Origin of the sequence: Clostridium sp. AF15-41 (assembly GCF_003604095.1) — a bacterium.
Taxonomy (GTDB): Bacteria; Bacillota; Clostridia; order Lachnospirales; family Lachnospiraceae; genus Coprococcus.
Window position 1 is genome coordinate 231,896 of the sequence record NZ_QTMQ01000003.1, and the last position, 21,455, is coordinate 253,350.

Genomic DNA, 21,455 nt, shown 5'->3' on the forward strand with positions numbered 1-21,455 from the left:
GGCTTCGTATTTCGCTGGTGTACCAATTAGTGTACCAATCTTGTTATATTCGCATGAAAATACATGAATTTTCATATTGCAACACCTGCCTTCAAAGCCTCTGCCACAAGGTCTATTTCTTTTTGTTTTTCTTCTTCGGTTATATGAACATACAAATTCATAGTGATACCAATATTAGAGTGTCCCAATATTTTCTGTAAGGTTTTTGGCATCATTCCACCTTCAATACATCTAGTTGCAAAAGTATATCTTAATACATGCATCGAAAAACGCTTGATTCCTGCTTTATCGCAAATTTTAAATAAAGCTGTATCATAAGTGCTATTTTTTACAGGTTGCCCCTTTCTGCAAAGGAACACTGTATCAGCCCTCTCTTTATCTATCACTTTGATTTTTCTGTTCTTTTCTTTTTGAGCCTTAAGAATACAAATTGCTTCGTCCGTAAGTGGTATTGTCCTGTATCCAGACTTGCTTTTAGGCGGTCCAACTCTCCACTCACCAACTTTGTACCTAAACTCCATTGATCTTTCGATTGTAAGAGTCTTCCTTTCAAAATTAATATCTTCCCACTTTAGACCAACAAGCTCTCCTGTTCTAAGTCCCGTCTGCAACGCAAATCTATACTGATACTCATAACTCTGTCCTTTAGCTGCCGCAAGGAAACACCTTTGATCATCAATTGTAAGAGCCTCTTTTTTATCTGATGGCTTGCCAATATCACTCTTCACCGATTTCTTACAAGGATTTGTTATTATAACTTCGTTTTCCTTTGCAAACTCTAACATGTTATACAATGCAATTCTAGTCTGATAAATGGTTGTCGTCTTATATCCTTCATCCGCCATATCTGAAAATATTTTCTGACAATGTATCGGTTTCACTTCTGTAAGAAGTTTATTCCCTATCACGTTCTTGATATTTCTTTCATAACGTTCGGAATAATTACGAACCGTATTGGGTCTCACTGTCTTTTTCTTTAGATCGATCCAATATTCAAACCACGCATCCACAAGCATGTCTGTAACATTCTCTAAATCACTATGTTCATCAATATATGTTGCATTTGCTATCCATTGTCTGCATTCCTGCAGTTTCTTAAAACGTTTAGATTTCCTTCGTCCAAATCTATCAGTAAATCTAGCCACATAAAGGCCATTCGTCTGCTGAGAAATTCCGACACCCAGTTCCTTACCTTTTAAGCTTTTTCCCATTCTGGCTTCTTTCCACAAGAAGCCCCAAAATAGCAGAATAAGTATACTACATTGAGGCTTGTATTTCAATATTTACCATACATATGTGTTCACAATCTACTCATGAGTAAACGAAAAAATGCTCTATTATATTTCAATATTCTCGGATATAAACTTCTCAAACTCCTTCCGTTTCACCAGTTTCTTTTTTCCTACATATAACACAAACGGACATCTTGGTGCTCTAAGCAAGCTTTCAATTCTATTTATTCCTATATTGGAATATTCTGCCGCCTCTTTTATTGTGAGCGTTACTTTCTGATAAATAGGCACCTGTCCCTGCACTTCTTTACTGTTGTCCGTTATCAAGCACATTCTGTTCCCCCCTATTCAAATTTTCATTATCCAACGCCAATTCCCTCACAATGACCTCATTGATCTGCTGAATGACACCCTCATCCTTTATCTCACCAAGTACATTTATGATCTGACGCTCTCCTAGCGTACACATCTGCTCTCCCATAAAAAACGTATCCTTGTAAAGCCTTCCATTCACATCCTTAGCTGTGACCTTCACATGTACCGGAAAATCCTTCTTCTTATCCTGCGTTGTTCCAGGGATTACAGTAAATACCGGTGAATGTGCATTGGCTGTATTGTTGCTAATAACTACACAAGGTCTGATTCCTGTCTGCACACACTTACCCTGATTTTTTAGTTCTGCCCATATCACCATATTTCTTCTAATCTTCATCTGTGAACACCCCCTTCTTTGGTGGCATATACAGGTGCATCATCGGCTCCTTCTCATCTACTGTAAATATACGAAAGCCTGCCTCCTTAATAAGTCCAACTCTGTAATATGCATCTGCTATTCCATAAGAAATTGTATCCATATTTACGCATACAACAGCTTCAGCCTTTCCCTGCCTCATACACTCTATTGCACCACTGAAGTAGCGATTATAAACCACTCGTCCCATTATTCCACGTCTGACAATCGCCACTGGGATAAGATTATTCTGTTTTGTAAATTCCCTGATTCTGTTCAACTGCCTGTTCTCTGCCTCTTCAGCTTTTATTTCATTGTGCTGCTCATCTGATGACAAAATAACAATACATCTTGTTGGATTTGTCATCAGTGGTTTCTTATTTCTGCCTTTTCTTCTCATCTCGTACTCCTATATAATGAAATTTCTTTCAAAATCTATCTTCTTCAAATGTTGATGCTGCGTGTCAAGTTTTCGTGGAACTCAATACGCCCATACACCGTTCGCGAACATCTTCTAATGCCTCATCCTCTGTCGGATATATTCCAATCACAGAACCATCACCGGCTCTCACAATCGTTCCATAATCTGTGATAGTAAACCTGATACCTATCAGATTCTCAGTAACGGGTTCTGAAGCTTTCTGATCTGTTTCTAACATCCTGCTCCGTTATCAGGTTCTGCTTTCACCTGAACTCCAGTGTTCAGCACATACACCATCACATCCAGATCCCCGGCTTTCAGAAGAAATGCCTCCAGATCATCTCTATCCTTTGTGATATCATTTATCTCCCTGACGAAAATCACTTTGACATAATCCTTTTCCATCCACTCACAAAGGCTTGTCACCTTATCACGGTCAATATCATCCGAAGCCCCTTCATCAACGATAATTTCCACAATCGGCAGTTCTACACTCTTTGCCTTATCCAGCATATCTGCTGCCATATCCATGATCTTATCAACACTCTTTCTGGACTTGATAAAGCCAACTCCCATCACTTCATGCTCTCTCTTAAACTCATTCACATTACTTCTTGTAAATTGCATATCGCTTTCCTTCTTTCTGTAGAATTTGAAACCGATATTTGTGCACTCATATCGCTTTTTGTTCCAGTCAGCGTCCTGTCTGGTATGCATTTATCATACTGTACCTGCTCTTTCAAAGTACTCCCTGCAAAAGTGAACCTTCTTCATCATTTCATCTTTCAAGGACGATTCTGTATACTCTCATACAATCTGGTAATAAGCTCCGTCTGCTCCTTGGACATGCCAGTATTCTTCTTACCAAATAGAAGGTAATCAGCGGAACAGCCAAACTCCTGGCATATCAAAACAAGCTGATAAATAGAACATCTGGCAACTCCTGTTTCAATCCGAGACACCTGGTTCCCATTTATTCCAAGACAGGCTCCAAGCTGTGCCCCTGTCATCTCATTTTCAATACGGATATCCTATATCCTCTGTCCAACCTCCATCATCATCATCTGCTTTTCTTCTGCATTTGCTTCTTTATTCATTTTCTACATCCTTTCTGATCGTCGTTCTGGCAACCAGAAACGGATTGTTTTTCATATTCAAAATAAGAATCGCCACACTTGCATAAAAAAAGGCGCTAAGAGAAAGCCAGATCCAGTCTGGTTGCTTTCCCCTGCGTCTTTGGTGCTGCCATCTTCCGATGTGCCCGTATCAGGTGGGCTATTATTCAATTTTCACACATCAGATTCTGAAAGCGCCATCTGTCAGACGGCTAATCAACATACCCTCAGTATATTTCTTCAGAATCATCACACGTTTACATCTGTCACACTTCACCCCTATACCTTGAAGTGCAACCGCAGAATCATCTCCGCACACATGATAGTTCATCATCAGCTTCTTACATTGTCTGCAACGTATCTCAATCACATCTTTATTATTCATATTACAGTTAAGCTCCTTTCTAAATACAAAAACCATCTCTTTGTACTTGAAAAGGAAAAGGGAATCACCTTTGCAAGCTTACTTGTCGGGAGTTCCGCGCATACCTCTCGTATGCCCCGGTAAATGCTGATCTTTGAAGCCAACTGACCATGATACATCAAGGTCAGGCTCTTCCCTCTACAAACCATAAATTATTATCCTCGTAATATAGATGACTTTCTCTGCCATCAATCATACATGTGTACCTCATTCCAACACCTCCCGCTTTCAGACTCGCCGCCCTTCTCATATCGTTTACCCGTTGTATCTCATAAACCGTTCCGTCCTTCCAGCGGAGACTTCTCGGTATCAAAATCCCATCCGTGGTAAATTCTGCAAGCACATCTACATATACCTTATTACTCATTGCCTTAACCTCCTGCCAATCATCACTAACAAATCTTAATTGTACGTGGGCAGTCCTTGAGTCTTGCAATATAGCCACATTCCTCCAGTTTTCTAAGATATGCCTGAACGCTTGATGTGGATTTCAGTCCTACATGCTTTCCTATCTCTCTGACTGTCGGAGAATACCCATGTTCCCGGTTAAAATTGCAAATAAACATATACACAACTGTCGTTTCCTCATTCAAATCATAATACATAATTTAAAATATCCTCCTTTACCTGCCATCTGGCAGTAATCGCGTATGCCAAAGTGTCAAAGCCACCTTGTACACCGTTAAGTAGAGCAATATGCCCTTATCCAAAGTATCCATGTGGATAAACCGTATGGTCTTCCTCCTTTCCAGACTATAACAGTCTCATAGTATAGCTCATGTAGTGTTTCTTTCGCGCTCCAGTATAATGCTCTTATCAAGCGACTGTCAACTGACACATATGTCCAATTTGCTCTTATTTGGAGATTTCTCACTTGCATGATATTTCATTCTGATATATACTATACGGGAAACATGAAACCAAATCCGAATAGAAAAGAGGCGTAAATATGCATTCCATAGGACAAATCATATCTGAAAATAGGAAAAAACTAGGACTATCACAGGAAGATCTTGCCACTAAGCTCCAGGCAAAAGGATTTAATCTCACCAGAAAGGCAGTCTCCAAATGGGAGCAGAATGCCACTGAGCCCGGCATATCACTCTTCCTGTCGCTGTGTCAGATTCTTCAGATTGAAGATATATACGAAGCATACTTTGGAAGCAATCCATATAATCTGTTTGATGGATTGAACGAAGAAGGGAAACTAAAGGCTATCGACTATATCAGCCTTTTGCATGCCTCTGGCAAATACGAAAAGCACATATGTCAGATCATTCCTTTTCGCAGAGCCATCACGGTATACGAAAATGCAGTATCTGCTGGTACTGGAAACTTCCTTGAAGATGGTCCAAGCAGGACTCTTAACATAGATGAAGCTCTGCTGCCAGAAAACACTTCTTTCGGTGTAAAGATCAGCGGCGACAGTATGGAACCAGAGTTCCATGATGGAGACATTGCATGGATAATCAAACAGGAAACTGTTGAAAATGGTGAAATCGGCATTTTCTCCCTGAATGGAGATGCCTATATCAAGAAACTACGAGAAGACAATGAGGGTATCTTCCTTGTATCACTAAATAAAAAATATGCACCCATCCGTGTCAGTGAAAATGATCGTTTTGATGTATTTGGAAAGGTCGTAGGAACCGGCAGCGCCACAGATTTATCCATCTAAATAGCGAACCATCAAATTCGTGCACATTATTTTGGACATATATCCCACTATACTTTGATTTAAAGAAAAACTTAGAAAACTACAAGGAAGTGATTGAAATGGCAGTTGTCAACAACTTAAAAGAAATCCGCGAAAGCCGTGGCATCATTCAGGATGATCTCGCAGCTGCAACAGGCTTCTGTACCAGAACCATCAGTCGTATTGAACGTGGCGAAGGCACTCCATCCGCTGAGTTTATGCTGCGAATATCCGCATACTTCAACCTGATGGTTGAGGATGTATTTCATATAGAATAGTAGAGACCGGGGCAATCTGCCCCAGTCCTTACTGTTTATTATGGGGAGAGTTACCTGAAAAATAGCTTTTAAATAAAACCCCATCTATATTTTTATTTTCGTATACAAACTCCCACGTATTTATAGAAGAGGTCTCTTGAAGTGTTTTTTTTACATCATCATAAGCCATTCTCATATACTGTGCTACAATTTCCGATTTAACATTACCCGTTAGATGTCCAAACGCAGGCAACGTTATTGTAAAAATCTGGTTTTTTATCGCTTCAACAAGTGTACTGCGAGTTGCCGTATATATAATTCGCGGATCTAAAATCGGTTGGGGAATCCTCATCGTTGGTGTATGTAGTATTTTTTTGTTATACCCCGGTATATCTATAGTTAAACATGTTCCTACTGGTTGTTCGCCAAGAAATTCTTTCTGAATTACCCTTTGCACATTTGACTGTAATTGTTCGCCAAAGAAATCAACCAGTGCCTTATCAAGCCCTCCATCCATTATTCCAAATGAATTTGCCGCACTTGTCACTCCGTCTATTTTTTCTATATGATCTTTCAGAAAGCTCTCTATATCGCAACAACAAAGTTCAACATTAGTCTCCCATTGAAAATACTTCATCAAGCTATCTATCATTTTTTCATCAATATCTATTATATATATTTTGTCCAGGAACTTCACTTTCCCATTTCCTTTCACCTGTCTATTTCGTAGATTTGCAACGTTACCCATTCAATTTCTCTCATACCACTGTCTAAGATTAATCACTCAGCAATGCAATCTCAACTCCAACCACTCCATACTCCTTCTCCTCCTCACTGCTATAATATTTTAACATTGTTGAAGGCTCAAAATCATTTTCTTCAATCAGATTCTTTTTAACAAGCACTTCTTTTAATTGCACAAAAGAATCCGCTTTATGAATATCCACAACATAGGTCAATATGTTTTGTCCGGTATCTGTATTTGTAAATAATATCTTATCTCCGGGTTTGATAAGCCGTCTCTTTTCATCCCAGAGTCTGAACTCAATTTTCTTCTTGCCGGCTTCTATTCCCTCGAACGGATCTGGTTTTAATCTCATTTCATGAAGCATCACCTGCAACCTCCTGATCCTTTGCTAAAGATATATCTCCTCATCAGTAGTAACGCAATAACAGCCCAATGTTCCCCCTTGTTCCATGTGTCCAGCTCCGGCGTCAATATCCATATAGTAATCTGTTCTGTAGAACTTATTACTCATATCTTTATTTAATCTGAAACAAGGAACATGTCCCACAATAATAAATTGATCAAACCGTTCTTTATCTTTCTTGGGGACTTGATGTAAGTCCATACCAACCATATAACTGTAAATATTATTTTCAAAAGCCTTTTTTATACTACTCTTAACATTAATTGTTCCATCTGCGTTCATTACATAATTATTGCAATCAATACCAGTATGCGTAACGATTACATTTCCTAGATATCGGGAGCTAATTTCCGAGTAAATAGGCAAGTGCTCCAAAAAGGATAATAAATTTTTCTTCTCAAAGGCTGTCATGTTTTTAATCGACTTTAACGTGTCTCCACCTCCAAAGGCCGTCCATGTTCTCTCATCAAGAACCTTATCTGTATTCTTTTCGCCAAGAACACCGTTTAGATACATAACGGCAAATAACTCATGATTACCAAGCAGCAATTCCATCGAGTTATCTAAAATATATGGTTTGACATATCTCAACAGAGCAATCCCATCCGGCCCTCGATCCAAAATATCTCCCATAATTATTAAATTATCTTTTTCTCCATCAAATTCTATCTTCTTCAAAATTTGCTTAAATTCTAACAAATTACCATGAATATCTGATATTAAATATAGCATATTACTCCTACCCATTCTGATCTATGTTTTCATCAATTTTCTTAAGTTCCGATATAAATGATTCATCCTGTCTAGGCCAAATAAATCTCGTTAACAACCCTATAAATATCTCTTCCGCAGACAGCAGACTCATACATACCATTACAATATACAATATCTTTGAAAAAACATTGATTTCTGCAAAGCACTCCTCAACAGCTACTGTTGCAAGTCTTACATTAAAAGGAATCGTAACAAATAAAACAAGAACGAACATCCATATACTTTCATTCTTTTTAATGAAAGACACACTTTTCACAGCTAAACACAATATTCCAACTGCAGTTGCAATTCCCCATAAACCAAATGTGCATGTCAATCCTGAACATACGGAAGAATACAATATCATACCTACATTGACTGCACCTATTACTAATTTTGCCATATCGTATCTCAAATTCATTGAAACAGCGCTCCTATCCATATACTGATATCTGCAACTACTACAAGCGGCACTATAAATTGAAAAACTAAAATTACAAGACTTACACATATATTTGCTGCCCCACATATACCATGTACAGCAAAATAATCGACTCTTCTTTGTCTATCAAACAACACAGAAAGATTTGCTTTTGCCGCATCGACAACGAAACCTCCAAATAGACTGCTTAAAGCATGTTCCCCATCTAATCCTTCAGTAAAAGCCAGGTTCATGAGTACTAAAAAAACATTCTGTAATGCGGCAAATAACAGAGCTACTTTCCATGGTCTCAAGAAATTTCCAAATGTTGCCAATATCATAAGTACTCCTGCTAACAACAAATTCATTTCCACACCAGCAAGATTAATCTGTGCTCTTTTTGTATTGCTCTTTATCTTTGATTCATCGATTAAAACATATGCACCAAGGAACATTCCATTCAACATCACTCCAGCTTCAAACACTCTTCCATTTTCATCACTTAAGCAGGAAAAAGCATGTGCAGATTCGTGCAATATCGTTCCCAGAAAAATACCTCCAATACTTCCCAGTAATATATTCAATATAGTAGGATCTTCCATCCCCCATGTATTTTCATATGCAAATATACAGTAAAGCCCATATGCAAAAACCGGCAGGAATAAGATGCACAACAGAAAGTTCAATATTCTAGGAATTACCGAATTTGTTCTAGTCTTATTAGGAATAATCAATGTATATAATTTCATCTCATCTATATGCATACTTCTTCCTGCTTCTCTTACTAGCATACATTCTTTTAAGAATCTAAAGTAGCTGGTACATTCATCGGCTGAAAATCCTTTCATCCTATATGGATTTCTATTTCCATTAAGTCTTGTCAAATATCTAGCCTCTCTGTCTGACAACTTAATCGTTTCATCAATCAGACAGTTTTTCGCTATTACACCATCACGTGTTCTTTTCATCACAACCCAATTAGCACAACACGGATACTTTCCATTTACATTAATTTTTGTTGGCATAAACTCACCTCCGCATCTACCGACTTATGCCAATATATCCACAAAATAATCTGCTTTCCCCATCTCCATGAACTTACACAGATCCACAACATGTTCATTAAAAAGCATAAGTTTTTCCTTACCATCTTTCCATGGATACAATCTGTCCGCATGATAATGTCCCCAGGCCCATCTACGATAATCCAACTGATTTTCAATTTCACCCAAATACAATTCCATGGTCTTATCTACCTGAGATTGATCAATTGAGCCAAGGAACAAGTCATTCGGTTCAAATTCTATAGGACATGTATGCGAAATAACCAAATCCACTGATTTTTCATGATTAACCAGCATTCTTCCATACTGCATTTCTTCTTCCGATAGCTGCTCATCAGCAAACCACTGCCACCCATTTGCCAATCTGAGCCATTTGTCAACAGAGTATGCTCCTGGCAAAGACAATATCTTGTAATCTGCAAATTCATAAATAGCCGGACCATCCACAAGATATTCGATATTCGGAAAATCATTTTCAACATAAACCAATCCGCCATATTTTTCTATCGGATTCCATCTCGATGGATTGCGCTTAATCACATCACTGACTCTAGATTCATGATTTCCTCGCAAACAAATATATGTAAATGGCAGCTTTGATAGTGATGTCTTGTAATAAAAATCCGCCAATCCTGTTATTGAATAGTTTAATCCAACATCTCCTAACAATATGATATTATTCTGGCAATCATCCAACTTTAGTCTTTCTCTATGATGATTATAAAAATACTCTATGGCTGCAGCTTCGCCATGGATATCTCCTAGTAAAAACCAATTTTGTTTCACTACACCCTCCTGTTATCTAAAAACTACGAGTAAACAATGCAATATCGTGATTTATAAGCTGTAAACAGACTTCCTTTGCATCTTTTTTATCACAAAGTACCGAATACATTACAGTTACTGTATTTTTGTTGTTCATTGAGCTTCTCACTTCACACTCATGAACCAATGACGATAAATATATGTAACCATTTCTCTTCTCTATATCTGCAACTGTGTCCAGCATCATATCATTATAATCATCATCTACAAATTTATATTCCAAACTATGCATCACATAAAGCTGCTGGTTTGGATTGCTCTCTTCGTTATCCAATCCATAGAATTCAAACTTCAACTCAAACCACTGTGCATAGCAAGAATCAAGGTAAAATCCACTTGTAAATCCTGTTTTCTTACCATTGTCATTCATGTCGATTCTAATATGTATCTTTTCATTTATAACACTTTGCAGCTTATCAAATTTTTTAATAAATGCAGCATATGGCTCGTTAGTTAAAATATCATCTCGTTCTTTCTTCCTGAATATCATCATATGTCCATCTCCTCCTATAATGTATACTTCACGGTTCATTGTCATATATAGTAATAATCTCATCCTCAGGTTCTTTGATTTCTTCTAATATCTAGTCATCTGTCTGTTTATTCAGAAGACTATCAATCGTTAGGTAATATATCTGAGCCGCTGTCTCCGCATAGATTCTGGCATCCCTTTCAATCGGCTGCTCATAATACTCCATCTGTCCTTCCAATGTTTCGTCCCCTGGTTTATAATTACTCAAATTTGTTATCCAATCATTCACTCCATTCTGCTTGAATGCGTATAGATTTCTCTGTTCCGGAGTTACATTAATATACATTTCTGAAACAAGATTCTGATAGCAATGTCTGCATTCATGTAAAATAGTCATAAGGAGTTCGTCAGATGTTCCGCCTGGCAAACTACCATCTTTTATCGGCTTAGAATTAATGATAATCGTCTTGGTTGAATGATTATATGTTCCAAGCAATGATGTATCTTCAATATCTTTAAACTCGATATCTATCTTACATAGCCCAAGATATCGTCCTTCGCAATAACAGATTGCTCTCAAAACATCACACTTTTCTTCATAATCAAGTGTTTGAAATGTATCATTATCTCTTATCCATTTTATGGTATCTATATTTTCCTCGAGCCTATATTCATCTCCATAGTCTTCATGAACACTTAGTTCTCCTCCATATCCCGATATTCCAATTCCATCTTGTACATCTTCAGCATTAAGACCATACTCTGCACAAACCTTTGCATAATAATCCTCGTTTAACTTATCATTTGGAAAGCATTTAAGTGCTATTGGCAGCGCTATAATGACTATCGCCGCACAGACTCCAGCATTGCGCCTTACCACCTGTGTGCTTCTAAGGAATCTTGAAATAATAATCTGTTTTTTTCTATCTATTCTCCTTATCCTCTTAGCAATTATGCGAACAACTCCAAGCAGCGATATCACAAATAGTCCCACTCCTAACCACCTGATGAAACTAAACGCGTATTTCCCAATAGTTAAAACTGTATAAGATCCAATACCTAATAAAACATCTTGAATAACCCCTTTACCACTCCGATTATAATTGTAACTGAAAAGGATTCCGAACATACTGGTCAATAACATGCAAATAATCAACCTTGGAATTGAATTATTATATTTTGCGATTGGCACAAAATATGGAAGTATATTATATATGTCAAATGACCCTAATATAAGCCCATACAAAAAATGATCAAACAAGTATTCGCCCTTTGAGAGTGTTGATTTATCCTTGAGTTTAATCCCCTGTTTTCGCATGTTACCAGCCTCCTTCGTATATCTATATTGTTTTCTATTATGTAATTCTACGCATCTTTATGATTTCTTCTCGTTAAAGCTCAAGTACAATTCTGCATAATCAAGTTCGTCAACATCAAAAAATCTATCTATTGTACTGCAGTAAAGCGAAAACGAATAATATGTTCCACTAACAGCAGGATAATTTTTCCAGCCGTTTAGTACATATAGTATTGCTCCTTCCTTGTCACATAAATTAACATACACCCTAACTCTCTTGATGTTTTCATAATTATTTCCTACCATTTCTATAGAACCATTTACGTGAATATCGTTATCTTCACTTAAAACACCATACAACTGGTCTATCTTAAACTGCTCTGATATCCCATCCCTACAACGTACAATTACTCTTTTTCTTTTATTTGTAGAATCTGACTCCGTATTTTTATCCATAAATAATCCTTTCAAAAAAGTCACTCCATATATTTATTTGCTCTATTTTCTTATAACTCGGCCAATCAATAAACTATTACTCAATAGTGTTCAGAAAACATGAAATCGATTGTATCTTTTTAAATTAATCCCCAAACGGCATTCTGATTATCTCTGCACTTCTTCCTTTATCAGAAGTCTCTGAAACTCTGTCAGTTTCTTTTGATCTACGCTGCTCTGCCGATTTCTTACTTTCTCTTTCCTTGCGTTCCTCCTTTTCTATCTGTTTATCCAGTTCAGCAATTTTTTTATCCAACAGCCTCATGAACTCATCGTCAGCGACGTCTAACATTGGGTAATCCTTATCTTCTCCATCATAACTTCCCTTATTATTCTCTTCATCGTTAACGCCAAAGAAAAATTCTACACAATCAAGAATCCCATGTCCGGAATGCATTGCTATTCTTTCATATGGATTTATGGTTACGTTCTCCAACAAATAAATTAATGCAGTTGTTGTGGCATTCTCATCGTACCGATCAATATCTATATCCATAAGATAACCCATGGCTTCTATATATCCATCGCCTTTGATAATGTCCCCGTCATAACAGTACGCTTCCACTTCTGAAAGACTGTCCATGATCCTGCTCAGAGTAAATGGCATGGGCAGTCTGTCGAAGAAGCAGGCAAATTTGATCCGGTTACCGATATGCTCATCAAAGTTCATACGGTCAAAATCATAAAGAGTTAACAGCAAACCTTTCCATAACATCTCTTTACTTACTTTGTCCTTCTTCAGACAACGTAACATCTTCTTCCTTGTTACTTTCTCGATATCTCTATTATTACCTATCTCTACATCCTTTCGTCTAAATCTGCTTTTCCAATAAATTTCATTACCCTCTACGCTGGTTACCCCAATAAATGCATTATCAACTATCACCTTCTTGATTCCAGTCTTGTCCAGGCAAATAAGTCTGCTGCCTTCAAGAATCAAAAGACTGCCATCTGCCAGCTGATTGAGGATATTACCCTGCATGTATGAATAATCGCATATGTCGTCTTTCACATCTTCTATTTTTATTATACCACCCTGTATATCTTCGACAAATACAGATTCATCATTATCGAAGCGATAAATTCTGCCATCTGCCAGTGCCTCTTCCATAAGTAATGCATCCTCTAGTGCATTACGTTCTCTCAGGAAAGCTGTTACATCCTTTTCTCTTTTCTGTATATACAAATGGATATTTTCTTCATCCTTCTTTGTGAAAAATATCACTTCATCGCAGATATAAAAATCAATCCAGGTATCAGATGACAGAATTTTCTGTCTGTCATCCCCATAATCATTAAGAACACTCTTAACACCTTCGTAATTTTCTCTGCCATGAAGATTTCTCTTCATGATTGGATCTTTACAAAGTGCCTCTGTGATCCATGTTATGTATTCTCTGAGATCAAATGAATCCTGTTCATGTGTCTCTGTATTGAGCAGAACAACATGATTGGTATGACTTGAAATCACCTGAATATCAGATAGACGAATTTCCCTTGCAAGAAATGTTTTGATCCTTTTTCTTGTCGTATTGGTGATCATATCTGCGTTGACCAGCCGATCAAGTACATATAAAATTCTTTCAACACAAGATCCAAATGCAGCTCCGTCTCCGGTATATATTTTTTTATAAGCCGACTCAGCAACATCCCCTAAGTAGTCAAATGGCATAAATGGATTCATCTCTGCACCTCCTCGCTCCATACATATTTAGTTACATCTGCCATCGTATCTACCGGAACTAGCTCTACACTTAACCTGCAAAGCTCGTTTCTGTCTACAAGACTTTTGTAACACTCGGATGGAACAATAACTTTTTTTATCAATGATCGTTCTGCAGCAATACACTTTTCAAATGTTCCACCTACCGGTCCTATATTTCCATAAAGATCAATAGCTCCGGTAAAGGCTATACCGTCAGGAATCGGCCTTTCTAACAGACATGAAAGGATAGACATCGTTATTGTTAAGCCTGCTGAAGGACCATCCTTCTTTACAGCATCCGTCATATGAATATGCAGCTTGGGCAGCTCTTTCTCCATATATCTTCCAGCATAACAACACGCAAGTGTTACCGATTCCAGACAGGAGCCTTCTAATAAACCCGTTACAACAACTTTCTTATCCTGATAAGGATTAACAACTGTTTCCACTGCCGTGCATACACCAATACCACTTGTTGTAACAGCGAGAGCCTGTGCTAATCCGCATTTTCCCACTGCAAGTGGCGGCACATCATTCATCCCTACTGTTCTCTCCTGCCCCAGAGCCTCGCGTAAAAGCTCCTTACTAATGACCACACAATCGTCAAATTCACCATTATTGTTTCTTGCAATTCTCATAAGGATGTATTCGAGATCTCTCTCCGCATCACGCATACCGGGAAGAACATCATACTGATTCACATACAGTTCCAATGCGTCACCGGTTATAGACAGTTCACCAATCGAGAACTTCTCCCTTAACTTCGGCAGAATATAATCAGTTATGATTATCTTCTTATCCTGAATTGAATAGTTACTATATTCAACAACCTCCATACGATCTATGATTGGTGAAGGGATACAGGTAATATCGTTAAATGTAAGAATAACAATAAAGTTATTTTTCGGGATCTGGCACTCAAGGTACTGGTCATATATATACTCTTCATTCGGATCAAGAAATTCATATAAGGCATTAAAGAAATCCGGTGTAGCTTTATCTACCTCATCTAAGATGATCACATCTGAATAACTTCCATGACCACTTTTTTCAAGTTCCCGAATGATCATAGAAGGTCCGGCATTACGAACTGTTTTATTCGTTCCCTTTATGATCTCGCCTCCTCCAGCACCTCCTACATTGATCTTAATACAGTTTCTTCCTGTTGCTCTGGCTATCGCCTTTGCTGTACTGGTTTTACCTGTTCCAGCTCTGCCCTTTAAACCGATAACGGTCATCCTGCCTGTATTTTTTTCCAATTTCTTTGACAAAACCGCGGTTTCAATTCTCTCCCCAAGATCATTCTGAAGATAATGAGTCTTATTCAGTTCATCAACTATTGAGCCGATAGCCAGGGGTGCTGTATCTCCTTTAAAGATATTTGCCAGATAATGTACCACGTCTCTAGCATACTCCTTCTGGCTCTCATCATTTCCCCAGTTAAGGATCTCAAACAGCTTGATTGCCTTTTTCTGTACACACTCCTCATACTCATCATAACAGACAAAGAACTTGTGCTCTGCACCAGTGATGTTCCGTACATAAGTATCATGAAGTTTCTTATAATCTTCTTCTGTATAATAATAATTATCGATTTTCTGTACTGAAAAATCCGGGAAGGCTGTCTCTCCTTTTGTCACCGTCTTGACAACTATGGTGCGGATTACATTGTCAAGCTTATTCATATCCATGTTCGCAAGCTTGTATATAAGTATTCTGCAGCTTTTTGCCGGAATCTTCTTCGGGAAATCAATACCATATTCCCTGCAATACTTCGGCACGATAATCTTGTTGATTGTCTCAATGATCTCTGACTCTTCCGCATCCTGAAAATATATCGTAGTCATGTTGGCTCTTAACGACATCGGAATATCCTTGATGTCACTGCATGTAACGATCACGAACATATTCGCAAGGCCTATTTCCACCTCAACAAACTTATCAACAAACGAAGTTTTCTCTATTATTGGAAGGAGCGTATTTCTGATTCCAGATTCATAGAGCTCAAAATCTTCTATAACAAAGACTCCTCTCACTCCCGCTTCCTTGATATGCTCATATACCAGACCAGCCCGTGCATTATCATATATCTTTGATGTACCAGTAAGAGAATCGGTCTCCTTCATCTGTATACCCGCCAGATTTATCACTGTATGTCCCCGCCCTATAGAACCGGCAATCACTTCAGCAAGATGATTGAGTCCTACATCAGGATGCCCAATCAGACATATTGTTTTAGGAGCTATACCAGATATGTTAGCAGCTTCAAATTCTGTATATATCTCTTCAAGCTGCTTACGATGACCAATATGTTCCTTCTCTATCTTTTTCCTTAAAGCATCTATATCTATGTATTTGTAATCTGCATCACGAACCCAGTCGATGTCCAATATGTCCCCCATCTGTTTCAGGTAATTACGTTTTTCTGATGATGAGCAGTTTTTATCAAGTCTGCATCTTATTGTTTCATAAACATTACGAAACTCCAGTGGCATAACTTTTTTGAGTATGTTATATAGTGCGTCCAATTCTTCCTGCTCTTTGTATATCGTCACTTCAGACTTTTTCTCTTCTTCAGCATTTTTATCTGCTAGTGCCAGTTTTTTATTTCCCAGATCTTTCTGTATTTCGGGAGTAAACTTCTCAACACTTCTCTGAAACTTCACCTTCTCTTCTTTCGAGATTTTGTCGGTCTTTACAAGACTTTCTTCCATGTCGGTCACATCATTACAGGAACAAATGTACCATTTCTCTTCATTTTCATCTTTGCATATAGATTTGAGACCTGAAATATACACTGTCTTGCCAGCATATCCATCGAAGTATTCTGGTTTACGATTAGTTACAACCGACCATCTCTTACCAGCAGCCTCAACTTCCAAAGCAGCCATACCATCGGATGTAACTATAATATTGATAAGTCTGACAATCTCGCCTAATGGTTCACACCCATTATCAAGGCTGGTATGATTCATCAAGTAAAAAGCTCTTTCATCCATATTTGTTGTTACATCATATAATGTTTCTTCAAACGTCATTGCGTTATTTCTCTCAAACCTTTTCTTATCAATTGGTATTATATTTCCGCTCATATCGCATCACCTCATTTCCGAATTTATCTGCAACGCATCTTCCGTCCGGAGTATTCCCCTGTCAAGATATTCCAGTTCTAATCCCATATCCACGTACCCCTGACCAACTATCCTATAGTACGACTCCGTAGGTTTCTGATATGGTCTAATATTCGCATTCATGATATAGGCCATCGCATTGTACATTTCACCATTTATGGTAACTGGAAGTGTCTCTTTACTATAAAGTCTCGGATATCCCTCATAACGGTCCAGACTCTTTTCACACTCACTGTCTATACTCCATACAGTTATAGGAACCTTTTCTCCGCTTGCTTTCTCAATAGTCGCATACATACGAAAAACAAGCTCATAGTCCATAAGATATCCGTTCCCCACTACATGTGCAGTGGGGCAGCGGTACTTCATCTGTTCCTTGTTCAGATTACTTCCATACGCAATATAATAACTCATATCATGCCACTCTCCTTCCACCATCCATATTTTTCATCAGCTGTGATCTGACACTGCTGAATTCATTGCCAACTATTCCTACCTGATTCATAAAGCTTGACATTTTCTTTCTTTCGAAAGAACACGCCTTCATATGACTACATCTATAAGCATTATTATATCCCCTTGTTCTTTTCAAATAGCAACCCGTACAGCAAATAGCAAGTGCCAATACAATATTTGCTCTAACCTCTTTCTCATCAAGAGTTGCGTTAAAAAGCCTGAATTCTATTCCTTTTCCTTCAACGAAACTATGAAGATTAAGAATACGATATCTTGTACGATCATAATGATTATGTGATGAACCACTATTTCCATACCATATATTCATTATTTTAGCCAAAGATATTTCCCGTCTTGGTATATCGTTAATTACTTCGGCAAAACCAATTTCTGTCTTATGGCACCATCTCATGACCCTGTCCGGGCTAACCCTAAGTACTTCGCATAACATATCTTCGTTACGTGCTGTAATATTAACTATGTTGCGGAGCTGAATAGCAGATATGCCTTTTACATCCACATGAACATGCATTCCACAAGACTGATTCACACCCCCTCCCTTAGCCTTGATTTCACTTGTTATCTTTTCGAGGAGCTGAATATCCCCATAATCAAGAATAGGCATGACAAGCTCACATTTATAATGATCCAGCTTCGGATTCTGATGGTCAGCTGTAACCGAAGGCTTAATAGATGCATCTCTGACTATCTTCCATGTACGACTCATTCTATCAATAATATGATGTTCGTTATACACGCCGCCCTTATAGATCTTCTGTGTGCCAAGAGTTCTCGCAACTACTCTTCCAGCAGTATCTCTCGATATACCGGTAAACTCTATCTCACATCCAAACCTGCGCTTTTTGATTCCATGCTGCTTACGATAAGCATCTATTTTTTTCTTATATATACCATTTATCCACTCATTAAGGTCTTCTCTCACAGTACCAGGATGCTTGAACACAAAATCTTCAGAATATCCTGTGCAGTAATGATTAGGATCTATCCACGTAGAAAACATCCTAATATCTGTCTGACTATTTATACACGCATTCATATGTTCACGATAGCCCATGCGTGTGTTCAATTCTTCAATATCATTTACTACAGGACATTTTAGATACAACCAATTATGTACCACTCTGGAAGTTCCTTCAAACAATATCTCTCTATCACTGTTGAGCCACTACTGAGGTATTCCTTCTCCCTCAAAAACCGGATTTTCATTGTTACAGAAAAACCTGGCATGATATACATCTTTCCAATCCATACCATGCTTACTGATTCTGGTTGCTCTGATCACTTTATGATGAATAACCTTATCCTCATTCCAAAAAAACTCATGATAAATAGGTTTATCCAGTTTCTGATTTACATACTGCATTGAATCCGAAACGAACATTACCCGGCCATATTCTTTCGCAACCAAAGAATCGACTTTCCTGCCTGTTGCCGCATCTGCATATGACTTGTTTTTACAAAGAACAGGAATATGACAGTTCTGATAGTGAAGCTCAATAGCTCTCTCAATTTTGGTCTTTGACATACTGCACCTTGTATGACTATTTATAAGCTAATAATCATATGTTTCCTTTCTTTTTAATATCGTAGTTCAATACATTCAGATACTGTGTACTTTTGACTATTAACACGTAGCTATGACTACTAGAAAGAGTATATTTCCGTGGTCTTTATCTGAATTGTTTATAGCCATATGTTGCCGGAGTATTCCAAGTACTTATTTCCATCAAGTCTACGATGATAAGCATCAATGATATCATGGTATTTGGACTTTATAAAAGGAAGTAAAACCTCCTGATTTACATAGACATTGATAGTGCCAAACTTAACCTATTTGCCTTAGCTATATCTGCTCTTTCGTCAATAAATACTTCATGTTTTCCCACTATCCAGTGACCAACCGGAGTCTGCGTCACAGCCAGCCACTGGATTTCGACCAATCACCAATCGGTCTCTTCTGGTAGAAATATGTTCAGGAATGGTAAATATCATATCCTGTCAAATTGCCATCATCATCATAATCGAACCCCGCATGTCCATGCCCTTTCGATGAACTGCTTGGCCAAAATACAGATACATGATTTTCTGTTCCCTTCATTACGGTTCCATCATCACTAGTCACTACATCCTTGCCGTTAATAATATCTGACAACTGATTAACTAATGTATAATCCTCTGGATTCCAATGCTTTGACATATTATTTCCTCCTAATATTATATTATTTTAGGTTACCGGCCGGCTCCCATGACATATCAACTAATGTTGCAATCTATGTTTCGATCTGCGCCAAAGATCATCATCAGATGGGGAATATTTCATTCAACATTTTCTTTCTTATTCAAGAACTTGTTATATATGCCGATAACGTTGTCTACCAATATTTTCTTTTTATCTCTTCTTTTTTTATTTTAAAAAAATGTTATAATTTATTTGTTGATATTGTTTTACCACTCAGAAATATTGGAAATAAATTGAAAATATATAGTAAATTTACAACAGGAGGAAAACTCAACATGGATGATATAACCCCAAAGAATTTATATTTAGACATCTTTACAAATAGCGAAACGAACGAACCTATAATATACACTCCACAATATGAATACAGAACTCCTGCAGTTTTTTACAAAGCCATTTTCACAGGACAAATAATTAATAATGAACAGGCTCTGTGGTCGGATGCAACTAGAGTAAATCGTGTAATTAATAAGACACCTGGCTATGAGAAAAAATTCTGGAGCAAACTTGAAATAATGCTCCACTATAATCCACAGATAATTAGCGAAATACGTGATAATTGGATTCTTTTGTTAAATTCTGCAACAATAAATAAAAAAGGACTTATTAATTATGTTAATAAAAATTTTTCTACATCACGTACTGAAACAGTTTTTTTACATAATCTCATAACAAGCGATTTGACCGAATTATTAACTTGGCTTACAATATTTTCTTTTTTACCCGATAAAAGCTATAGATTATATGAAATTCATAAAAATAGGACAAAATCTATTAAACCACCCACTTTTTGGGAAACTCGTCCTGTATACTATGACTGTGTAGCAATAAATGACGCGTTTACACGTCTTAACCTTTCCAATAATACTGATTATACTCCATCTGATATAGACTATTACCGTCTATCCAAATTAACCAAATACATTGAAGATAAAGAATATATTATCGACCTATATTCTGATACAACATGCATTTTCCCTGTTGAAGAACTTTGTATCATGTCAGGGGATTTCAGATTAATAGATATTTTTGCTCAAGGCAAGCACTTAGAAGATTTTAGAACTAACATGTTTGATTTGCTATCAATCCCCGAAGAAAGTATATCATTTTATTTTTCCACTTTTAATATTCCCATTACGCTCAGCATGATAATAGGTGGAGATAAAATGGTTTTACCTATGAGGCACCTTCTACAAATCATTTTTGAATCTGACAGAATTTTTTCTTTTAATATAATGGGATATTTGTCAAGGCTAACAGATATATCATATTCTCTTAAACCAATAAATATCTCATACAACAGTACAGCACTTCATAGACAACGACACAATTTAAAAGTAAACCAAAACCAATAGTTTGCTTATAATTTACCCAATTTTTCATTTTGTCGTTGCTCCATTGTAAATATATATGTTGTACATATAAACTCTAAATAAATTTGAAGGAGTATATAAACACACATATCCACATAGTTTCTGTCCGATTTGAATATATAGAAAAAATATCCTATTCTGTAGGTTTGTCAAACATATGTTACACAGATGCCAGAT

27 protein-coding genes are annotated in these 21,455 nt (G+C 37.3%); 3 read left to right on the plus strand and 24 right to left on the minus strand.

Annotated features, from left to right (window positions below):
- Positions 1-71: 71 nt before the first annotated feature.
- The 9 genes from DWW43_RS03685 to DWW43_RS03730 all read right to left on the minus strand — a co-directional run bounded on the left by DWW43_RS03685 (position 72) and on the right by DWW43_RS03730 (position 4,527).
- A complete protein-coding gene (locus DWW43_RS03685) occupies positions 72-1,211 on the minus strand; it encodes a site-specific integrase (RefSeq protein WP_119962751.1) in 1,140 nt (379 codons plus the stop codon).
- Positions 1,212-1,337: 126 nt separating this feature from the next.
- Positions 1,338-1,565 (minus strand): excisionase, encoded by a 228-nt coding sequence (locus DWW43_RS03690; RefSeq protein WP_008401832.1) that lies wholly within the window; start codon positions 1,563-1,565, stop codon positions 1,338-1,340.
- Positions 1,540-1,944 (minus strand): type II toxin-antitoxin system PemK/MazF family toxin, encoded by a 405-nt coding sequence (locus DWW43_RS03695; protein WP_119962752.1) that lies wholly within the window; start codon positions 1,942-1,944, stop codon positions 1,540-1,542. Before DWW43_RS03695 ends, DWW43_RS03690 begins: the two co-directional genes overlap by 26 nt.
- Positions 1,934-2,362 carry a recombinase family protein gene (locus tag DWW43_RS03700; protein ID WP_055223893.1) on the minus strand — a complete coding sequence of 143 codons (429 nt, stop codon included), beginning with the start codon at positions 2,360-2,362 and terminating at the stop codon, positions 1,934-1,936. The genes DWW43_RS03695 and DWW43_RS03700 overlap by 11 nt, the downstream gene beginning before the upstream one ends.
- Before the next feature lie 64 nt (positions 2,363-2,426).
- On the minus strand, positions 2,427-2,621 hold the full coding sequence (locus DWW43_RS03705) for a hypothetical protein (protein WP_008401835.1): 195 nt from the start codon (positions 2,619-2,621) through the stop codon (positions 2,427-2,429).
- Positions 2,615-3,010: a hypothetical protein gene (locus tag DWW43_RS03710; protein ID WP_133302393.1), complete on the minus strand. Its 396-nt coding sequence runs from the start codon at positions 3,008-3,010 to the stop codon at positions 2,615-2,617. The genes DWW43_RS03705 and DWW43_RS03710 overlap by 7 nt, the downstream gene beginning before the upstream one ends.
- Positions 3,011-3,679: 669 nt before the next feature.
- On the minus strand, positions 3,680-3,883 hold the full coding sequence (locus DWW43_RS03720) for a hypothetical protein (RefSeq protein ID WP_119962775.1): 204 nt from the start codon (positions 3,881-3,883) through the stop codon (positions 3,680-3,682).
- A gap of 163 nt (positions 3,884-4,046) precedes the next feature.
- Entirely contained in the window at positions 4,047-4,289 is a 243-nt protein-coding gene (locus DWW43_RS03725; protein ID WP_119962755.1) for a hypothetical protein, read from the minus strand.
- A 25-nt stretch (positions 4,290-4,314) separates the two neighbouring features.
- The gene (locus DWW43_RS03730) at positions 4,315-4,527 is read right to left on the minus strand and encodes a helix-turn-helix domain-containing protein (RefSeq protein ID WP_119962756.1); all 213 of its coding nucleotides are present in this window, start codon (positions 4,525-4,527) and stop codon (positions 4,315-4,317) included.
- 344 nt (positions 4,528-4,871) lie between these two features.
- On the opposite strand from DWW43_RS03730, the gene DWW43_RS03735 reads away from it, so the two are divergent.
- Both DWW43_RS03735 and DWW43_RS03740 read left to right on the plus strand, forming a co-directional pair.
- The gene (locus tag DWW43_RS03735) at positions 4,872-5,600 is read left to right on the plus strand and encodes an XRE family transcriptional regulator (RefSeq protein WP_119962757.1); all 729 of its coding nucleotides are present in this window, start codon (positions 4,872-4,874) and stop codon (positions 5,598-5,600) included.
- A 98-nt stretch (positions 5,601-5,698) separates the two neighbouring features.
- Positions 5,699-5,896: a helix-turn-helix transcriptional regulator gene (locus DWW43_RS03740; RefSeq protein ID WP_117548695.1), complete on the plus strand. Its 198-nt coding sequence runs from the start codon at positions 5,699-5,701 to the stop codon at positions 5,894-5,896.
- 28 nt (positions 5,897-5,924) lie between these two features.
- On the opposite strand, the gene DWW43_RS03745 is transcribed toward DWW43_RS03740, so the two are convergent.
- The 15 genes from DWW43_RS03745 to DWW43_RS03815 all read right to left on the minus strand — a co-directional run bounded on the left by DWW43_RS03745 (position 5,925) and on the right by DWW43_RS03815 (position 19,863).
- Positions 5,925-6,623 (minus strand): macro domain-containing protein, encoded by a 699-nt coding sequence (locus tag DWW43_RS03745; protein ID WP_117548694.1) that lies wholly within the window; start codon positions 6,621-6,623, stop codon positions 5,925-5,927.
- A 28-nt stretch (positions 6,624-6,651) separates the two neighbouring features.
- Positions 6,652-6,987: an ASCH domain-containing protein gene (locus DWW43_RS03750; RefSeq protein WP_055223872.1), complete on the minus strand. Its 336-nt coding sequence runs from the start codon at positions 6,985-6,987 to the stop codon at positions 6,652-6,654.
- Positions 6,988-7,011: 24 nt separating this feature from the next.
- Positions 7,012-7,758: a metallophosphoesterase gene (locus tag DWW43_RS03755; protein WP_165853011.1), complete on the minus strand. Its 747-nt coding sequence runs from the start codon at positions 7,756-7,758 to the stop codon at positions 7,012-7,014.
- A gap of 7 nt (positions 7,759-7,765) precedes the next feature.
- On the minus strand, positions 7,766-8,182 hold the full coding sequence (locus DWW43_RS03760; RefSeq protein WP_133302394.1) for a hypothetical protein: 417 nt from the start codon (positions 8,180-8,182) through the stop codon (positions 7,766-7,768).
- Positions 8,183-8,196: 14 nt separating this feature from the next.
- A complete protein-coding gene (locus tag DWW43_RS03765) occupies positions 8,197-9,225 on the minus strand; it encodes a hypothetical protein (RefSeq protein WP_119962759.1) in 1,029 nt (342 codons plus the stop codon).
- Between the two features lie 24 nt (positions 9,226-9,249).
- Complete coding sequence (locus tag DWW43_RS03770) at positions 9,250-10,050, minus strand: metallophosphoesterase family protein (protein WP_119962760.1); 801 nt, start codon at positions 10,048-10,050, stop codon at positions 9,250-9,252.
- A gap of 16 nt (positions 10,051-10,066) precedes the next feature.
- Positions 10,067-10,582, minus strand: a complete 516-nt coding sequence (locus DWW43_RS03775) for a hypothetical protein (protein WP_044945618.1) — start codon at positions 10,580-10,582, stop codon at positions 10,067-10,069.
- A gap of 91 nt (positions 10,583-10,673) precedes the next feature.
- Positions 10,674-11,879 carry a hypothetical protein gene (locus tag DWW43_RS03780; protein ID WP_119962761.1) on the minus strand — a complete coding sequence of 402 codons (1,206 nt, stop codon included), beginning with the start codon at positions 11,877-11,879 and terminating at the stop codon, positions 10,674-10,676.
- A gap of 57 nt (positions 11,880-11,936) precedes the next feature.
- A complete protein-coding gene (locus DWW43_RS03785) occupies positions 11,937-12,329 on the minus strand; it encodes a hypothetical protein (protein WP_119962762.1) in 393 nt (130 codons plus the stop codon).
- Positions 12,330-12,438: 109 nt separating this feature from the next.
- Complete coding sequence (locus tag DWW43_RS03790; RefSeq protein ID WP_119962763.1) at positions 12,439-14,037, minus strand: hypothetical protein; 1,599 nt, start codon at positions 14,035-14,037, stop codon at positions 12,439-12,441.
- Complete coding sequence (locus DWW43_RS03795; RefSeq protein WP_119962764.1) at positions 14,034-17,150, minus strand: S16 family serine protease; 3,117 nt, start codon at positions 17,148-17,150, stop codon at positions 14,034-14,036. Before DWW43_RS03795 ends, DWW43_RS03790 begins: the two co-directional genes overlap by 4 nt.
- Positions 17,151-17,156: 6 nt before the next feature.
- Entirely contained in the window at positions 17,157-17,603 is a 447-nt protein-coding gene (locus DWW43_RS03800; RefSeq protein WP_165853012.1) for a gamma-glutamylcyclotransferase family protein, read from the minus strand.
- Position 17,604: 1 nt separating this feature from the next.
- Complete coding sequence (locus tag DWW43_RS03805; RefSeq protein ID WP_119962766.1) at positions 17,605-18,786, minus strand: amidoligase family protein; 1,182 nt, start codon at positions 18,784-18,786, stop codon at positions 17,605-17,607.
- 45 nt (positions 18,787-18,831) lie between these two features.
- The gene (locus DWW43_RS03810; RefSeq protein WP_119962767.1) at positions 18,832-19,191 is read right to left on the minus strand and encodes a hypothetical protein; all 360 of its coding nucleotides are present in this window, start codon (positions 19,189-19,191) and stop codon (positions 18,832-18,834) included.
- A 447-nt stretch (positions 19,192-19,638) separates the two neighbouring features.
- Positions 19,639-19,863, minus strand: coding sequence for a hypothetical protein (locus DWW43_RS03815; RefSeq protein WP_008401861.1), 225 nt, complete (start codon positions 19,861-19,863; stop codon positions 19,639-19,641).
- A 317-nt stretch (positions 19,864-20,180) separates the two neighbouring features.
- Between DWW43_RS03815 and DWW43_RS03820 the strand changes: the two genes are divergently transcribed.
- Positions 20,181-21,260: a hypothetical protein gene (locus DWW43_RS03820; RefSeq protein ID WP_044945627.1), complete on the plus strand. Its 1,080-nt coding sequence runs from the start codon at positions 20,181-20,183 to the stop codon at positions 21,258-21,260.
- Positions 21,261-21,455 lie beyond the last annotated feature (195 nt).

Coding starts and splice junctions, on each gene's coding strand:
- DWW43_RS03795 (WP_119962764.1), bottom strand. CDS start 17,150: ATGAGCGGAAATATAATACCAATTGATAAGAAAAGGTTTGAGAGAAAT.
- DWW43_RS03815 (WP_008401861.1), bottom strand. CDS start 19,863: ATGTCAAAGCATTGGAATCCAGAGGATTATACATTAGTTAATCAGTTG.
- DWW43_RS03820 (WP_044945627.1), top strand. CDS start 20,181: ATGGATGATATAACCCCAAAGAATTTATATTTAGACATCTTTACAAAT.
- DWW43_RS03810 (WP_119962767.1), bottom strand. CDS start 19,191: ATGTCAAAGACCAAAATTGAGAGAGCTATTGAGCTTCACTATCAGAAC.
- DWW43_RS03690 (WP_008401832.1), bottom strand. CDS start 1,565: ATGTGCTTGATAACGGACAACAGTAAAGAAGTGCAGGGACAGGTGCCT.
- DWW43_RS03790 (WP_119962763.1), bottom strand. CDS start 14,037: ATGAATCCATTTATGCCATTTGACTACTTAGGGGATGTTGCTGAGTCG.
- DWW43_RS03780 (WP_119962761.1), bottom strand. CDS start 11,879: ATGCGAAAACAGGGGATTAAACTCAAGGATAAATCAACACTCTCAAAG.
- DWW43_RS03760 (WP_133302394.1), bottom strand. CDS start 8,182: ATGGCAAAATTAGTAATAGGTGCAGTCAATGTAGGTATGATATTGTAT.
- DWW43_RS03755 (WP_165853011.1), bottom strand. CDS start 7,758: ATGCTATATTTAATATCAGATATTCATGGTAATTTGTTAGAATTTAAG.
- DWW43_RS03735 (WP_119962757.1), top strand. CDS start 4,872: ATGCATTCCATAGGACAAATCATATCTGAAAATAGGAAAAAACTAGGA.
- DWW43_RS03745 (WP_117548694.1), bottom strand. CDS start 6,623: ATGGGTAACGTTGCAAATCTACGAAATAGACAGGTGAAAGGAAATGGG.
- DWW43_RS03775 (WP_044945618.1), bottom strand. CDS start 10,582: ATGATGATATTCAGGAAGAAAGAACGAGATGATATTTTAACTAACGAG.
- DWW43_RS03695 (WP_119962752.1), bottom strand. CDS start 1,944: ATGAAGATTAGAAGAAATATGGTGATATGGGCAGAACTAAAAAATCAG.
- DWW43_RS03700 (WP_055223893.1), bottom strand. CDS start 2,362: ATGAGAAGAAAAGGCAGAAATAAGAAACCACTGATGACAAATCCAACA.
- DWW43_RS03685 (WP_119962751.1), bottom strand. CDS start 1,211: ATGGGAAAAAGCTTAAAAGGTAAGGAACTGGGTGTCGGAATTTCTCAG.
- DWW43_RS03750 (WP_055223872.1), bottom strand. CDS start 6,987: ATGCTTCATGAAATGAGATTAAAACCAGATCCGTTCGAGGGAATAGAA.
- DWW43_RS03800 (WP_165853012.1), bottom strand. CDS start 17,603: ATGAGTTATTATATTGCGTATGGAAGTAATCTGAACAAGGAACAGATG.
- DWW43_RS03705 (WP_008401835.1), bottom strand. CDS start 2,621: ATGTTAGAAACAGATCAGAAAGCTTCAGAACCCGTTACTGAGAATCTG.
- DWW43_RS03740 (WP_117548695.1), top strand. CDS start 5,699: ATGGCAGTTGTCAACAACTTAAAAGAAATCCGCGAAAGCCGTGGCATC.
- DWW43_RS03720 (WP_119962775.1), bottom strand. CDS start 3,883: ATGAATAATAAAGATGTGATTGAGATACGTTGCAGACAATGTAAGAAG.
- DWW43_RS03730 (WP_119962756.1), bottom strand. CDS start 4,527: ATGTATTATGATTTGAATGAGGAAACGACAGTTGTGTATATGTTTATT.
- DWW43_RS03765 (WP_119962759.1), bottom strand. CDS start 9,225: ATGCCAACAAAAATTAATGTAAATGGAAAGTATCCGTGTTGTGCTAAT.
- DWW43_RS03725 (WP_119962755.1), bottom strand. CDS start 4,289: ATGAGTAATAAGGTATATGTAGATGTGCTTGCAGAATTTACCACGGAT.
- DWW43_RS03710 (WP_133302393.1), bottom strand. CDS start 3,010: ATGCAATTTACAAGAAGTAATGTGAATGAGTTTAAGAGAGAGCATGAA.